This is a genomic window from Xanthomonas sp. SI (assembly GCF_014236855.1).
GTDB lineage: Bacteria > Pseudomonadota > Gammaproteobacteria > Xanthomonadales > Xanthomonadaceae > Xanthomonas_A.
Map to the genome: position 1 here is coordinate 222,287 of NZ_CP051261.1, position 13,445 is coordinate 235,731.

Below are 13,445 nucleotides of genomic sequence, written 5' to 3' on the forward strand. Positions count from 1 at the left end.
CGCTCTATCCTGGAGCGCATCTTGAGGTCACCGGAACATCGACTAAAGCACATGTTGGTGCGGTGCCGCAATACACGGTTGCAGCTGCAACCGTAGTGGCGGCAACCGCCTTGCCGTCGCAACCATGCGCGGTGCCTGCGCGCGCCGCCGTACGGGCCTCAGCCGCAGCGCACGCCGGTGATCTGGTTCTTGGCATCGACCTCGATGTTGAGCCGTTCGCCGTCGAACTCCATGGTCACCGCCTGGTTCGGCTTGAGCACGCGCACGCTCTTGGCGCCGGTGTCGCTGCGCGCCTGGTCCAGCAAGGCCTGCTCGGCAGCCTGGCCAACCAGGCCCTGCGCCTGCGAGGCGTCGCAGGTGCCCACCGGCGGCGGCTGCGGGGCGCTGGCCGGATCCGGCGTGGCGGCCTGCTGCGCGGCGGCCTGGGCCTTGGCCCCCACCTGTTCCTGCTCGTCCGGCGGCGGCGCGCTACATGCGGCCAATGCCAGCGCCAGGCACGCCGTGCCGAGCAGGCCGGCACGCGCGGACGCACGAGAAGAAAGGAAAGTGCTCATCGAGGCTCCTGGTGGGTGGAGGGAAGACGGGTCCAGCATACGTGCAGAAGAATCGGACAAGTCGCGTTCGCCGCACGTTAACCGGTCGCCGTTGACGCGGCCTAGGCGCCGCGCTGCCGACAATCCGGGCTCCCCAACCGCTGGCGTCCCGATGTCCAACGCGTCCCGCACCACCGCCGCCACCGAGGCGGCCCGCGCGCTGCAGGCCAGGCAGGCCGCCAGCAGCGCCGGCCTGGTCTATGTCAGCGACGAAGAGCCCGGCATCGTCCGCCGCCGCGCCGGCACGGGTTTCAGCTATCGGCTGCCGGACGGCCGCCCGGTGCGCGATGCGCAGACCCTGCAGCGCATCCGCCAACTGGCGATCCCGCCGGCCTATACCGAGGTGTGGATCTGCACCAAGCCCAACGGCCATGTGCAGGCCACCGGCCGCGATGCGCGGCGGCGCAAGCAGTACCGCTACCACGCGGACTGGGCGCAGGTGCGCGGCGACGGCAAGTTCGAACGGATCATGGCCTTCGGCCAAGCCCTGCCGCGGCTGCGCCGGCGCCTGCGCCGCGACCTGGCGCTGCCCGGCTACCCGCGCGACAAGGTGCTGGCGATGGTGGTGGCGCTGATGTCCGAGACCCTGGTCCGCGTCGGCAACGCCGAATACGCGCGCAGCAACCGTTCCTACGGCCTGACCACGCTGCGCAACCGGCACTTGGAATTCGTCAAGGGCGGCCGCGCGCGGCTGAAGTTCCGCGGCAAGGGCGGGCAGGAGCACGACATCGAGATCGACGACGCGCGCCTGGTCAAGCTGATCCGCGGTTGCCAGCAATTGCCCGGGCAGGCGCTGTTCCAGTACCGCGACGACGACGGCCAACTGCAGCCGGTGGATTCGGGCGAGGTCAACGACTACCTGCGCGAGGCGATGGGCGAGAGCTTCACCGCCAAGGATTTCCGCACCTGGGGCGGCACCCGCGCCGCGCTGCAGCGGCTGGCGCAGCTGCCCTTGCCCGACCCCAGCAGCGAGCGTGCGCTGAAGCTGGCGCAGAACGCGGTGATCCGCGAGGTGGCCGACGCGCTGGGCAATACCCCGGCGGTATGCCGCAAGGCCTATATCGACCCTTGCGTGTTCGACGGTTGGCGCGGCGGCGAATTGCACGGCCTGTGCGAGCGCGTGCGCGGCGAGCGGCAGTGGGACCTGGCCACGCTGAAGTACCTGGCGCGGGCGCGCGCGGCGACCCGCAAGGCGGCCAAAGCCTCTGGGGCCAAGAAGACGGGCTCCAAGGCGGCCGGTGCCAAGCCGGCGAAGTCCACGGTGCCGCGTCGCGCCGGCGGCAGTGTTGCGGCCGGGAACGCTGCGCGTTCACGCGGCCGCGCCTGATCGCAGCGTTGGCGCGGCTGCGCCGTCAGCGCAGGTCGCGACGCGGTCGCGACAAGACCGCGTCGCGTCCTTCGCTCAAGCTGCGGCGCGCACCATCAACCGCAATACAGCGTGGTGATGTTGTTGTACGGGCCGACCTCGATGGTCAGGCGATCGCCTCCGCTTTCGCCGGCACCGCGCGACGCGCTGTCCACGCCGCTGGAGGTGGCGCCGCTGTGGCCGACGCTGCTGTTCACCACCTGCACCTTCAGGCTGTCGCTGTCGACGCGGGCGCGTTCGACGGTGGTCTGCGCGGCGGCCAGGCCCGCCGCGCCGCGGACCTTGTCGATGTGGCACTGGCCGGAGATGACGCCGTCGATCGGCTGCACCTCGGCGACCTGGGTGGTGCTGCAGGCGCCGAGCAGCAGGCTGGCGGCGAGGGGAACGGCGAGGGCGAGCGGGTGGCGGATCATGGACGGGTTCCTTGTGCGGATAGCGCGAGCGTGTCGCGGCGGATGTTTGCGCTGCATGAAGAGATCGGCGGCCGGCTTCACCCGACGTGGCCGCGGGCTTGGCCAGACTGTGGCTTCCCAGCCAACCGGAGCCTGACCATGGCCACCTGCGATGTCTGCGGCAACGACTACGACAAAGCCTTTACCCTGACCCAGGGCGCCCGCAGCGGCACCTTCGATTCGTTCGAATGCGCGATCCACGCCTTCGCCCCGCACTGCAGCCACTGCGACTGCCGCATCGTCGGCCACGGCGTGGAAGCCGGCGGCCGCATCTTCTGCTGCGCGCATTGCGCCCAGCATGCCGGCGTCGAAGGCGTCGCCGACCGCGCCTAGCGCGCTCGCGCCCGATCGCCCACGTCTGTCCATTCACCCGATGTGGCGCCCTGCAGCGCCGCGTCCCGTATTCCGGAGCAATGCCGATGGCTTCCAGCAACAAGCGTCCTGCCGCGTCCACCAAGACCGCTTCCTCCAAGCCGGCGTCGTCCCGATCCGGCGCGGCAGCCGCCAAGACCGCACGCCAACAGCGCGTCCTGCAGCGCGCCACCGATACCGACGAGGCGCAGTCGAAAGCCAAGGCCAAGAAGGCCGCACCGACCCAGGCCGGGGTGGGCAAGCAGCCGGAGAAGATGCCCAGGCAGCATTTGCGCAAGCCCGGCAAGGAGCAGGACCTGGCATTGCAACCGCGCTTCGAGGCGCCCGAGTACGTCGGCAGCGGCAAGCTGCGCGGCATGAGCGCGATCGTCACCGGCGCCGACTCGGGCATCGGCCGCGCGGTGGCGGTGCTGTTCGCGCGCGAAGGCGCCGACGTGGCGGTGCTGTACCTGGACGAGCACGAGGACGCGCAGCTGACCCGCGCGCACGTGGAGAAGGAAGGCCGGCGCTGCCTGACCATCGCAGGCGACGTGAAGGATCCCCAGTTCTGCGAAGACGCGGTGGCGCAGACCGTGCGTGCCTTCGGCGGGCTCGACGTGCTGGTCAACAACGCCGCCTTCCAGTTGCATTGCCATGCCCTGGAAGACCTCAGCGAGGAACACCTGCAGGAAACCCTGCAGACCAACATCGGCGGCTACTTCCACATGGCGCGCGCGGCCTTGCCGCATCTCAAGCGCGGTGCGGCGATCATCAACAGCGGCTCGGAGACCGGCCTGTTCGGCAGCAAGTCGCTGCTCGACTACTCGGCCACCAAGGGCGCGATCCACGCCTTCACCATGGCCCTTGCCAGCCAGCTGCAGCCGCGCGGGATTCGCGTCAACGCGGTCGCACCGGGGCCGGTGTGGACCCCACTGAACCCGGCCGACAAATCCGCCGAGGACGTCGCCGAGTTCGGCAAGAGCAGCGCGATGGGCCGCCCGGCGCAGCCGGAGGAACTGTCGCCGGCCTACGTGTTCCTGGCCTCGCCGATCACCGCCAGCTACATCAGCGGCGCGATCCTGCCGGTGATGGGCGGGCCGCAGGGCTGAGGCGCGGTCTGCACAGAAAGTGGGGGGGGCAGTAGGTTCCGGCTGTGCCGATAGCGAAACGCTCCGAACGGTGGCGCTGGCGAAGCCACGCTTGTCGCAATGGAGATTCGCGACTGGGCGCCGCATGCCGGATATGGTGCGCTGACCGCTTCATCGCCCCAACTGCAACGGCAGGCTCTGCCTCGATCTTGAGTAAGCGGCGCACCTGTGGAGCCACGGCTTCCGCCGCGGGCGCCGCACTTCTCTTACAGCGTAGCCAATGACCGACGGCCTATTGACTACACGTGTCGCCACCGGTACGTTGGCGACACGTGTAGTCAATAGGGCGGGCGGATGCGACGCAAATCGATCGGGGACCAGGAGCTGGCCCTGCTGCAATACATTGGCGAACAGGGCGAGGCCAGCGTCGGCGAGGTCGCCGCCGGTTTCGGCGAGACCCGCGGGCTGGCCCGCTCCACCGTGCTGACGATGATGGAGCGGCTGCGCGCCAAGGCCTATCTGCGCCGGCGCCAAGTGCAGGGCGTGTACCGCTACGCCGCCACCAGCGGCCAGGACGACGTGGTGCGCAGCGCGGTCGGCAGCTTCGTCGAGAAGACACTGCAAGGCTCGGTGTCGCCGTTCGTGGCGTGGATGTCGCAGCGCGCCGAGGTCAGCGACGACGAACTGGCCGAACTCGAGGCATTGGTCGCCAAACTGCAATCGCAGCGGCGGGAGGACTGAGGCATGCACACGATCTTCGGCACGACGTTGTTCGAGACCCTGCTGTCGCGGCTGCTGGCGACCAGCGTGCAGGCGGCGATCCTGGTCGCGGCGATCTGGGCGCTGTGCCGCTGGCTGCCGGCATTGCCGGCGGCCACGCGCTGCCGGCTGTGGTGGCTGGTCGGCGCGCAGACCGTGCTCGGCCTGCTGTGGGCCGGTGCGCTGCACCTGCCGGTGTTGCCCGCTGCGCCGGCACAGACCGCCGTTGCCGCGACCGCATTGCCTGCCGCATCGCTGCAGGATGCGGGCGCTGCGACTGCCGCATCGCCGCGTGCTGCCACGCCGCAGGCCGCTGCTGCCGCGCCGCTGTCCTGGGCGCAGGCGCTGGTCGCGCTGTGGGTGGCAGGCGTGCTGCTCGGCGCGCTGCGCAGCGGCCATGCCTACCGCACCAGCCGGCGCCTGGTGCGCGCCAGCACGCCGTGCACCGATGCCGCCTTGCTCGGCGCCTTGCGCCTGGCCGCCGAAGCGCATGGCCTGCGCCAGCCGCCGCAGCTGCGGCTGTCCGCGCAGATCGATTCGCCGCAGCTGATCGGCCCGTGGCGGCCGGTGCTGCTGCTGCCGGCGCGGCGCCTGCCGGCGATGCACGCCGACGATCTGGATATGGCATTGACCCACGAACTGGTGCATCTGCAGCGCCGCGACCTGTGGTGGGGCCTGTTGCCGGCGCTGGCGCAGAACCTGTTCTTCTTCCACCCGCTGGTGCACCTGGCGGTGCGCGAATACGCACTGGCCCGCGAAGCGGCCTGCGATGCGGCGGTGGTCGCCGGGCACCGGCACTGCCGGCACAACTACGCGCGGCTGCTGGTGCAGTTGGGCGTGGCGCCGCGGCCGGCCGCCGGCGTGGCCAGCGCCTCGCCCAGCTTCGTCAGCCTGAAGCGGCGGTTGCTGATGCTGCAGAGCACCGCCTCCTTTTCGCGCCTGGGCGCCGGGTTGATCACCGCCGCGATCGCGCTGGCCGGAGTGATGCCGTTGCGCCTTGTGGCCAAGCCGGCGCCGGCGAACGCGGCAGCGGTGGCTGCGCCGGCCACCGCGCCGGTCGCACCGGCCACACCCGCCGCTGCCGCGCCTGCGGCGCAGGCGACCTCGATCGTGGCCAGCGTGCTGGCACGGCCCGCGCCCGCATCGCCGGCAAGCCCCCCGGAACCGCCGACGGCGCCGGTGCCACCGACCCCACCCGCCGCGCCGCCGGAAGCCGATGCGCCGCTGCTCACCCAGGGTCGCATTTCGCTCTCTCCGCACAACGAGCAGGACGCCTACGTGCTGGTGCAGGACGGGCACAACCTGATGGACGCCTCGCTGGACGACCTGCGCGAAGCGCGTCGCCTGGCCGGCAACGATGGCGAGATCCTGTGGTTGCGCCATGCCGGCCATCGTTACGTGGTCCGCGATCCGGCGGCGCTGGCGCGCTTCCAGGAACTGCACGCGCAGACCCTGGAGCTTGCCGATGCGCAGGCCGAACTGGGCGACCAGCAAGGCGATCTCGGCGAGCGCCAGGGCGACCTGGGCGAACGCATGGCGGAACTGAGCGCGCAGATGGCAGAGAGCGCCGCGCGCCAAGCCGAGGCGGCGGTCGCCGCCAGCCATGGCGCCGCCAGCCAGGCGCAGATCGAGCGCATGGCGGCGCAGCGGGCGACCGAGCAACTGCGCCGGCAGGACCTGGGCAAGAAGATCCAGGAGTTGGCCAGGCAACAGGCGCAACTCGGCCTGCAACAGTCCCGGCTGGGCAAGCAGCAGGCCGATGCCAGCGCACGCGCGCGGCAGCAGGCCGAGCAGCTGATCCGCGAGGCCATCGCGCAAGGGCTGGTCACGCCGATCGACGGCTGAGCGATTCCCCGCAGGCGGCGCCCGCGCGGATAATCGCCGCGGACGCCAACAGGAGGGGGCAAGGACGATGGCCGTTTGCAAGGTGGTGGTGCTGGGAGGCTACGGCCATTTCGGCGCGCGCATCGTGCGCGCGCTGGCGGCAACGCCGACGCTGCAGGTGATCGCGGCCGGACGCCATCCTGGCGCTGCCGCCACCAATCTCGCCGGCGCCGACCTGGGCGGCGTCGCGGTGTGCCGCCTGGACACTGCGGCGGCGGATTTTCCGGCGCAGCTGGCCGCTACCGGCGCGGACATCGTGGTGCACACCGCTGGGCCGTTCCAGGGCCAGGACTACGCAGTCGCGCATGCCTGCCTGCAGGCGGGCATGCACTACATCGACCTGGCCGACGGCCGCGCGTTCATGCGCGACTTTCCCGCCGCGTTGGATGCGCTGGCGCGGCAGGCCGGGCGCACCGCGATCAGCGGCGCCAGCACCTTGCCGGCGCTGTCCAGCGCGGTGGTCGATGCGTTGCGCCCGCGCTTCTCGCAGTTGCACGACATCGACCTGGTCATCGCGCCGGCGCAGGCCACGCCGTTGGGCATGGCCACGGTGCGCGCGGTGCTGTCGTATTGCGGCCTGCCCTTCGACTGGTGGTGCGATGGACGCTGGCAGCGCACGCTGGGCTGGGCCGCACCGCAGCCGGTGACGTTCGCGCGGCTCGCGCCGCGTCTGGCCGCGCCCTGCGACGTGCCCGATCACGACCTGCTGGTAGCGCGCTATCCCGGCGTGCGCAACGTGCGCTTCCGCGCGGCGCTGGAACTGCCGTTCCTGCAGCGCTGCCTGGCCGCGCTCGCGCGCCTGCGCGGACTCGGCGTGCCGCTGCCGATGCGCTCGCTGGCGGCGGTGTTCGCGCGCGCCGGGCGCTGGTTCGATCGCTTCGGTAGCGACCTGGGCGGCATGTCGGTGCAGTTGCGCGGACTGCGCGATGGCCGCCCGCACGCGCTGTGCTGGGAACTGACCGCGCCGACCCTGCACGGCCCGGAAATTCCCTGCCTGGCCGCCATCCTGCTGGTATGCAAGCTGGCCAGCGGCGCGCCGTTGCCGGTAGGCGCGCATGCGTGCGTGGGCCTGCTGAACCTGGCCGAGTTCGAAGGCGAGTTCGCGGCCTGGCGGATCGAGACGGAGGTGCGGGAGAGTTAGGGTTGTTGTCTGGAATCCATCAGCGTTGAGAGGTAGGGCCACAACACATTGCGGCTATTCCCTTCTCCCACCGGGACCATGGCCCCCTTTTCGTGGGAAGGTGGCGCGAAGCGCCGGATGAGGGTACGGGCGCAGCCTCGTGCTCCCAATCGAGCACTGCGCCTGGCGCCGTACCCTCACCCCAACCCCTCTCCCGGGGGGAGAGGGGCTAACGCGCTGCGCTACGGCGCTTCCACGAAGGGCACGACCTCGCGCTCTTCGGCTTCGGCGTCGACCAGGCGCTGCAGCAGCAGCGCCAGCGTCACCACGTCCTGGTGGTTGTGCGCGGCGACGCGGCGCAGGTTGCGCGCGCTGCCGCCACGCAAATAGCTCAGCCATGCGGCCGGCGCTTCGGAGCCGGGCAGGTCGTCCTCGCGCACGATGCGCAGCAGCTGGCGTTCGATCGTGGACAGCTTGCAGTTCTCCCAGGTGCCGCGGTAACGGCGGCGGGTGGGATGCAGCAGGTCCACATGGTCCAGCGCCGACAGCGGATCGGCGCAGCGCGCCAGCCGGTAGCGGGTTTTCAGCAGCGGCGCGTCGTAGCAGCGGCCGTTGTAGCTGGACAGCACCGTGGTCGGCGCCAGCCATGCGCGGAACGCTTCGAGCATGGCCTTTTCCGCGCCCATCGTGGCCATCATCAGCTGGCGGATGCGCAGGCCGGGACCTTCGACGGGATGCAGGTACCAGTCGGCCGCACCGATCATGAAGGCGCGGGTGCCGGTGCCGCCGGCCAGGCCGGTGGTCTCGGTGTCGAAGAACAGCAGGTCCGACGGCTGCACCGCGTCCTCGCGGCGGGCGAAGGCCAGCGACAGCGCGGCGGCGGGGATCGGCTGCGGCAGGAATGCTTCGATCAGGTGCAGGCCGGGCGCGATTTCCACCCCGGGCAGGTGGCGGTCGGCCGCCTGCGGCTTGCGCGCCGCGGCGGCCGGCGCCACCGCGCGCTCGCGCATGCCGAGCAGGCGCCGCAGCGAGGCGACGTCGGCGCCACGCCGGTCGAACGGTTCGATCGCGATCGGCGGCGCCACGGCGACGGCGGTGTCGCCGCTGCGCGCAGGCAACGGCGTGCGCGGTGCAGGCGGGACGTGCGCCGCATCGGTGTCGCGCGGTGGCTTGCGCAGCAGCGTGGATCCGCTGGCGGGCGCGGCTGCCCTTGCAGGCACGGGTGCCGACGCTTTGGTACCTGCGGCGCCGGCAGGGCTGTTTGGCCGCACGCCCGGCGTCGACGGACGCGGCGCGTCCACGCTCGCATCGCCGGCCTGCTTGCGCAGTGCGCGCAGGCGTTCGAGGCTGATGCTCATGCGCGCGACGCCGGCAACGCTGCGGGACCGGCATGGACCGCGATCGATGCGTCGTCCAGTACTCCCCGTTCCAGCAGAAAACGCGATCCGCGCCGACGTTCCAGGCTGCCGCTCATACGCGCGACCCCGGGAACGCGATGGCATCGGTGGATCGGTTCGATGTTGTCGCGCGCCGATCGTTCCGCCAGCAAGCGCAACCTGCACGGATGTCCGAAGCCGACGCTCATGCGCTCCGCTCCGTCGGCGTGTGGAGATCGACGTCGGCTGCGCTCGACGCGCCATCCAGCACCACGTCTTGCGGCAACAGGCGCAACGCCCACGGACGCTCTGGGCCGACGCTCATGCGCTCCACTCCGGCAGTGCATCAAGTTCGCTGTCGATCGTGGTGGTTTCGTCATCCAGTGCCGCGCCGTCCAACAACAGGTGCAGCACGTGCAGGGCAAGCGCCTTCGGCGTGGTCGCGCTGTCCTCTTGCGCGGCCAGCACCGGGCCGACACAGGCCGGGCAGCCGGCCACGCAGTCGCAGCGCTGCACCAGTTCGCGCGCGCGCTGCACCAGTTCGGCCTGGCGCTGCCACAGCGGTTCGCTCAGGCCCACGCCGCCGGGGAAGTTGTCGTACAGGTATACGGAGGGCACGAACTGCTGCAGCTCCACGCCGACCGGTTCGCCGTTGTCGCCGCCGCGCAGCTGGCCGCGGCCCTTGGCGTCGGCCATCGCGAACCAGGCGCCGTCGCCGTCGCCCACCGCTTTCTGCAGGTCGCGCGCGTCGGCCATCACCGCCACCGTGGCCACCACGTGCAGCGCGTAGGCCGCGCCGAGGAACCCGTCCAGCGCGTCCTGTTTGGCGGCGAACGCCTTCAGCAGCGTGGCCTGCGGCAACTGCCACCACACCGCGGTGGTATGCAGTTCCTGGTCGGGCAGGGTGACCGGGCCGTAGCCGATGTTCTCGTGGGTGTAGTAGCGGATCTTCTTGTAGCCGGCCACGCGCCGCACCACGTGCACCTCGCCGTGGTGGCTGTCGCCGCGCCCGGCCGCGCCGCCGTCGAAGCGGTCCAGCACCTTGAGCTTGGTGAAGTCGATGCTGTCGGTGTAGTAGTCCACGTGGGTACGCGTGACATAGGCCTTGCGCCCTTCCCAGTCCAGTTTCTCCACCTGGTACGGGGTGCTCTGCACCATATGGATCGCGCCTTCGTACAGCGTGAGCGCGGCGGCGGAATAATCCACCTCGGCGATGATCTGCTGCTTGCCGTCGGTCTTGTCCACCACCACGAAATTGCCGTCGGCCACCGAACGCAGGCTCACCGCGTTGGCCGGATAGCTGTCGGCGATCCATTCCCAGCGGTCGCCTTCCTGGTGCACCACCTCGCTCTCGGCCAGCGCTTCCAGAAACACCGCCGGATCGACCGGGCCGAACGCTTCGCCGGCGACGAAGGTCAGCTCGAACGCGGCGCAGCGGATGTGGTCGAACAGGATCAGCGGCTGGTCCGGGGCGATGCGCGCATGTTCGGGCGAGGCGTCGGCGAAGAAGTCCGGATGCCGCACCACGTATTGGTCCAGCGGCTGCGAACTGGCCACCAGCACGCCCAGCGACGGCTGCTGGCGGCGCCCGGCACGGCCGAAACGCTGCCAGGTCGCGGCCATGCTGCCGGGGTAGCCGTTGAGCACCACCACGTCCAGCGAGCCGATGTCCACGCCCAGTTCCAGCGCCGAGGTGGAGACGATGCCGTCGATGCTGCCGGCGCGCATCGCGCGTTCGGCCTCGCGGCGTTCGGTGGGCAGGTAGCCGCCGCGGTAGGCGCGGATGCGCGGCGGCTTGCGCGGGTCGTGGTCGAAGATGTCCTTCAGGTACTTGGTCAGCACTTCCACCATCAGCCGGGTCTGTGCGAACACCAGGGTCTTCAGCCCGCTCTTGATCGCGATGCGCGCAATGCGGTTGCTCTGCGAGCGCGCCGACGCGCGCAGGCCCAGGTCGGCGTTGACCACCGGCGGGTTCCACAGCAGCACGTGCTTGTCGCCGGATGGCGCGCCGGACTCGGTGATGGCATGCACGCGCTGCTCGATCAGCGCTTCGGCGTGCGCGCGCGGATTGCCGATGGTGGCCGAGCACAGGATGAACTGCGGGTTCACCCCGTAGAACGCGCAGATGCGCTTGAGCCGGCGCAGCACGTTGGTGACATGGCTGCCGAACACGCCGCGGTAAGTATGGATCTCGTCGATCACCACGTAGCGCAGGTTCTCGAAGAACTGCGCCCACTTGGTGTGATGCGGCAGGATCGCCTGGTGCAGCATGTCCGGATTGCTGACCACGATGTCGCCGTGCAGGCGGATCGCCTGGCGCGCATCGCCCGGGGTGTCGCCGTCGAAGGTGAAGGCCTTTACTCCCAGCTCGCCGGCGCGGTTGAGTTCCAGCAACTCGGCCACCTGGTCCTGCGCCAGCGCCTTGGTCGGGAACAGGTACAGCGCCTTGGCCTGCGCGGTCATCGCCGCGGCCACCACCGGCAGCGTGTAGCACAGCGACTTGCCCGAGGCGGTGGGAGTGACGATGGCCACGTGTTCGCCGCGCTGCGCCGCGTCCCAGGCCTCGGCCTGGTGGCTGTACAGCTGCTCGATGCCGCGCGCCTTCAGCGCCGCGACCAGCGCCGCCGGCACGTCGTCCGGGATCGGCGCGTAGCGGCCTTCGCGCCCGGGGATCATGAAGCTGCCGGTGATGCGGTCGTGGTAGCGCCGCTCCAGCCGCTCGGTCAGCAGCGCGCCGTCGCGCGAAGGCTCGCCGCCGGTGGTGGACAGGGCGCGCTCGGCGTCCTCGGTGCGGCGGGCTAGGGCATGGGCGGGCATCGGGACGGCTCTCAAAGCGGGACAGGGAAGCGGAATGGCGTCTCAGGGTATGAGACAGCAGCCAACCGGGCGAGGGCCGCTGGCTGAGCAGATTCAGCCAGCGCAGCGAAAGACGCGCAGGATCTCCATGACGGGTTGCGTCATATGACGAGCTGCGTTATGGTTGCTGCGTGATCCGGAACTTTGTCGACAAGGAAGCCGAAAAGATCTGGCAGGGCACGCCTTCCCGGCGATTGCCGGCCGACATCCAGGCCGTGGCGCGGCGCAAGCTGCGCATGCTCAACAGCGCGGCCACGCTGGACGATCTGCGTGTTCCGCCGGCCAACCGTCTGGAGGCGTTGAAGGGAAACCGTAAGGGTCAGTGCAGCATCCGGATCAACGATCAATGGCGCGTGTGCTTCCAATGGAAGGACGGCGATGCGCTGGACGTGGAAATCGTCGACTACCACTGACCCATCGAGCCGCCATGAAGACCCTGCCCAACATCCACCCCGGCGAAGTCCTGCTGGAGGAATTCCTGACTCCGCTGGGCATCAGCCAGAACGCGCTGGCGCGCGCCGCCGGCGTGCCGCCGCGCCGCATCAACGAGATCGTGCTGGGCAAGCGCAGCGTCAGTGCCGACAGTGCGATCCGGTTGGCGGCCGCGCTCGGGACCAGCGAGCGCTTCTGGCTTGGCCTGCAGGCCGACTACGACCTGGAACAGGCGCGGCGCGCGCTGGGTGCGCAAGCGCGCAAGATCGAGCGCATCGCCGCGTAACCGCAGCCATGCGCGCGGCCGTTGCCGCCGCGCCGCACGGCGGTAGCGGCCGCCGGCCGAGAAAGCCGACTGATCGTCGCGGCCAGCGCGTATCCTGTGCTCCCCCCTCGCGCAGCGGCGCCGTCCCCCGACGTGCCGAAGACTCGCCTTGTCCGTGCCTGCCCCCGCTCCTGCCGCCCATTACAAAACCGCCGGTGCCCGCCGCGCCGACCTGATCGTGCACGCCGCCGGCCTGCTGCTGTCCATCGTCGGCGGCGCCATGCTGATCTGGCGCCCCCACGCCAACCACGCGCTGCTCCTGGCCACCTGCGTCTACGCACTGGGGATGCTGGTGATGTTCGCTTGCTCGGCGGCCTACAACTTCGCCACGCCGCAGCGCCAGCCGATCCTGCGCAAGCTCGACCACGCCGGCATCTTCGTGATGATCGCCGGCTCCTACACGCCGCTGTTCGTGCTGGCGCTGTCCGGCGCCTGGGTCTGGTCGATGACCCTTGCGGTGTGGGGCGTGGCGCTGTTCGGCGTGTTCGCCAAACTGTTCCTGCCCGGCATCAGCAAGGGCTTCTGGGTGGCGATCTATCTGCTGCTGGGCTGGGCCGGCATCGTCGCGATCAAGCCGCTCATGGCCAGCCTGGACAGCGCCGTGCTGTGGTTCATCGCCGCCGGCGGCATGTTCTACACGGTGGGCGTGGGCTTCTACGTGCGCAAGTCGATGGTCTACAACCGCGCCATCTGGCACGCGCACGTGCTGGGCGGCGCGCTGTCGCACTGGTGCGCCATCTGGTTGTGCCTGCAGCCGTTGCAGACGGCCTGAGCCGACGGGCATAGGCGTGCGCCGCCTGCGGCATGCGTCCTTCCATCGCCGCGGCAATGGCGACGTTCAGC

General features: G+C 70.5%; 13 protein-coding genes. 9 read left to right on the plus strand and 4 right to left on the minus strand.

The features are described from left to right. Positions 1-158: 158 nt before the first annotated feature. On the minus strand, positions 159-554 hold the full coding sequence (locus HEP75_RS00995) for an I78 family peptidase inhibitor (RefSeq protein ID WP_255423953.1): 396 nt from the start codon (positions 552-554) through the stop codon (positions 159-161). A gap of 151 nt (positions 555-705) precedes the next feature. Here HEP75_RS00995 and HEP75_RS01000 point away from each other — a divergent pair, with 151 nt between their 5' ends. After that, on the plus strand, positions 706-1,920 hold the full coding sequence (locus HEP75_RS01000) for a DNA topoisomerase IB (protein ID WP_185825118.1): 1,215 nt from the start codon (positions 706-708) through the stop codon (positions 1,918-1,920). Between the two features lie 95 nt (positions 1,921-2,015). Here the strand turns inward: HEP75_RS01000 and HEP75_RS01005 are convergent, their stop codons facing one another. Beyond that, on the minus strand, positions 2,016-2,372 hold the full coding sequence (locus HEP75_RS01005) for a hypothetical protein (protein WP_185821784.1): 357 nt from the start codon (positions 2,370-2,372) through the stop codon (positions 2,016-2,018). A gap of 138 nt (positions 2,373-2,510) precedes the next feature. On the opposite strand from HEP75_RS01005, the gene HEP75_RS01010 reads away from it, so the two are divergent. The 5 genes from HEP75_RS01010 to HEP75_RS01030 all read left to right on the plus strand — a co-directional run bounded on the left by HEP75_RS01010 (position 2,511) and on the right by HEP75_RS01030 (position 7,634). Continuing rightward, complete coding sequence (locus HEP75_RS01010) at positions 2,511-2,744, plus strand: hypothetical protein (protein ID WP_185821785.1); 234 nt, start codon at positions 2,511-2,513, stop codon at positions 2,742-2,744. An 86-nt stretch (positions 2,745-2,830) separates the two neighbouring features. After that, positions 2,831-3,871 (plus strand): SDR family oxidoreductase, encoded by a 1,041-nt coding sequence (locus HEP75_RS01015; protein WP_255423954.1) that lies wholly within the window; start codon positions 2,831-2,833, stop codon positions 3,869-3,871. Positions 3,872-4,204: 333 nt separating this feature from the next. Continuing rightward, a complete protein-coding gene (locus HEP75_RS01020) occupies positions 4,205-4,591 on the plus strand; it encodes a BlaI/MecI/CopY family transcriptional regulator (protein ID WP_053836589.1) in 387 nt (128 codons plus the stop codon). 3 nt (positions 4,592-4,594) lie between these two features. After that, positions 4,595-6,454 carry a M56 family metallopeptidase gene (locus HEP75_RS01025; protein WP_185825120.1) on the plus strand — a complete coding sequence of 620 codons (1,860 nt, stop codon included), beginning with the start codon at positions 4,595-4,597 and terminating at the stop codon, positions 6,452-6,454. A gap of 67 nt (positions 6,455-6,521) precedes the next feature. Then, positions 6,522-7,634, plus strand: coding sequence for a saccharopine dehydrogenase NADP-binding domain-containing protein (locus HEP75_RS01030; protein WP_185825121.1), 1,113 nt, complete (start codon positions 6,522-6,524; stop codon positions 7,632-7,634). A 221-nt stretch (positions 7,635-7,855) separates the two neighbouring features. Here HEP75_RS01030 and HEP75_RS22190 read toward each other — a convergent pair whose 3' ends face one another. Both HEP75_RS22190 and HEP75_RS01045 read right to left on the minus strand, forming a co-directional pair. Then, positions 7,856-9,115 carry a ribonuclease H-like domain-containing protein gene (locus tag HEP75_RS22190; protein WP_345776772.1) on the minus strand — a complete coding sequence of 420 codons (1,260 nt, stop codon included), beginning with the start codon at positions 9,113-9,115 and terminating at the stop codon, positions 7,856-7,858. A 195-nt stretch (positions 9,116-9,310) separates the two neighbouring features. Next, positions 9,311-11,806 carry a DEAD/DEAH box helicase gene (locus HEP75_RS01045; RefSeq protein ID WP_185825123.1) on the minus strand — a complete coding sequence of 832 codons (2,496 nt, stop codon included), beginning with the start codon at positions 11,804-11,806 and terminating at the stop codon, positions 9,311-9,313. A gap of 170 nt (positions 11,807-11,976) precedes the next feature. Between HEP75_RS01045 and HEP75_RS01050 the strand changes: the two genes are divergently transcribed. The 3 genes from HEP75_RS01050 (at position 11,977) to HEP75_RS01060 (ending at position 13,374) form a co-directional block, all read left to right on the plus strand. Beyond that, positions 11,977-12,258 carry a type II toxin-antitoxin system RelE/ParE family toxin gene (locus tag HEP75_RS01050; protein ID WP_185821790.1) on the plus strand — a complete coding sequence of 94 codons (282 nt, stop codon included), beginning with the start codon at positions 11,977-11,979 and terminating at the stop codon, positions 12,256-12,258. A 14-nt stretch (positions 12,259-12,272) separates the two neighbouring features. Then, complete coding sequence (locus HEP75_RS01055; protein ID WP_185814804.1) at positions 12,273-12,563, plus strand: HigA family addiction module antitoxin; 291 nt, start codon at positions 12,273-12,275, stop codon at positions 12,561-12,563. A 148-nt stretch (positions 12,564-12,711) separates the two neighbouring features. Next, on the plus strand, positions 12,712-13,374 hold the full coding sequence (locus tag HEP75_RS01060; protein ID WP_185821791.1) for a hemolysin III family protein: 663 nt from the start codon (positions 12,712-12,714) through the stop codon (positions 13,372-13,374). The last annotated feature ends 71 nt before the right edge of the window (positions 13,375-13,445 follow it).

Bases quoted from the DNA above. Each gene is read 5' to 3' on its own strand.
- HEP75_RS01010 (WP_185821785.1), top strand. From the start codon at position 2,511: ATGGCCACCTGCGATGTCTGCGGCAACGACTACGACAAAGCCTTTACC.
- HEP75_RS01045 (WP_185825123.1), bottom strand. From the start codon at position 11,806: ATGCCCGCCCATGCCCTAGCCCGCCGCACCGAGGACGCCGAGCGCGCC.
- HEP75_RS01025 (WP_185825120.1), top strand. From the start codon at position 4,595: ATGCACACGATCTTCGGCACGACGTTGTTCGAGACCCTGCTGTCGCGG.
- HEP75_RS01030 (WP_185825121.1), top strand. From the start codon at position 6,522: ATGGCCGTTTGCAAGGTGGTGGTGCTGGGAGGCTACGGCCATTTCGGC.
- HEP75_RS00995 (WP_255423953.1), bottom strand. From the start codon at position 554: ATGAGCACTTTCCTTTCTTCTCGTGCGTCCGCGCGTGCCGGCCTGCTC.
- HEP75_RS01055 (WP_185814804.1), top strand. From the start codon at position 12,273: ATGAAGACCCTGCCCAACATCCACCCCGGCGAAGTCCTGCTGGAGGAA.
- HEP75_RS01005 (WP_185821784.1), bottom strand. From the start codon at position 2,372: ATGATCCGCCACCCGCTCGCCCTCGCCGTTCCCCTCGCCGCCAGCCTG.
- HEP75_RS01015 (WP_255423954.1), top strand. From the start codon at position 2,831: ATGGCTTCCAGCAACAAGCGTCCTGCCGCGTCCACCAAGACCGCTTCC.
- HEP75_RS01000 (WP_185825118.1), top strand. From the start codon at position 706: ATGTCCAACGCGTCCCGCACCACCGCCGCCACCGAGGCGGCCCGCGCG.
- HEP75_RS01020 (WP_053836589.1), top strand. From the start codon at position 4,205: ATGCGACGCAAATCGATCGGGGACCAGGAGCTGGCCCTGCTGCAATAC.
- HEP75_RS22190 (WP_345776772.1), bottom strand. From the start codon at position 9,115: ATGCCATCGCGTTCCCGGGGTCGCGCGTATGAGCGGCAGCCTGGAACG.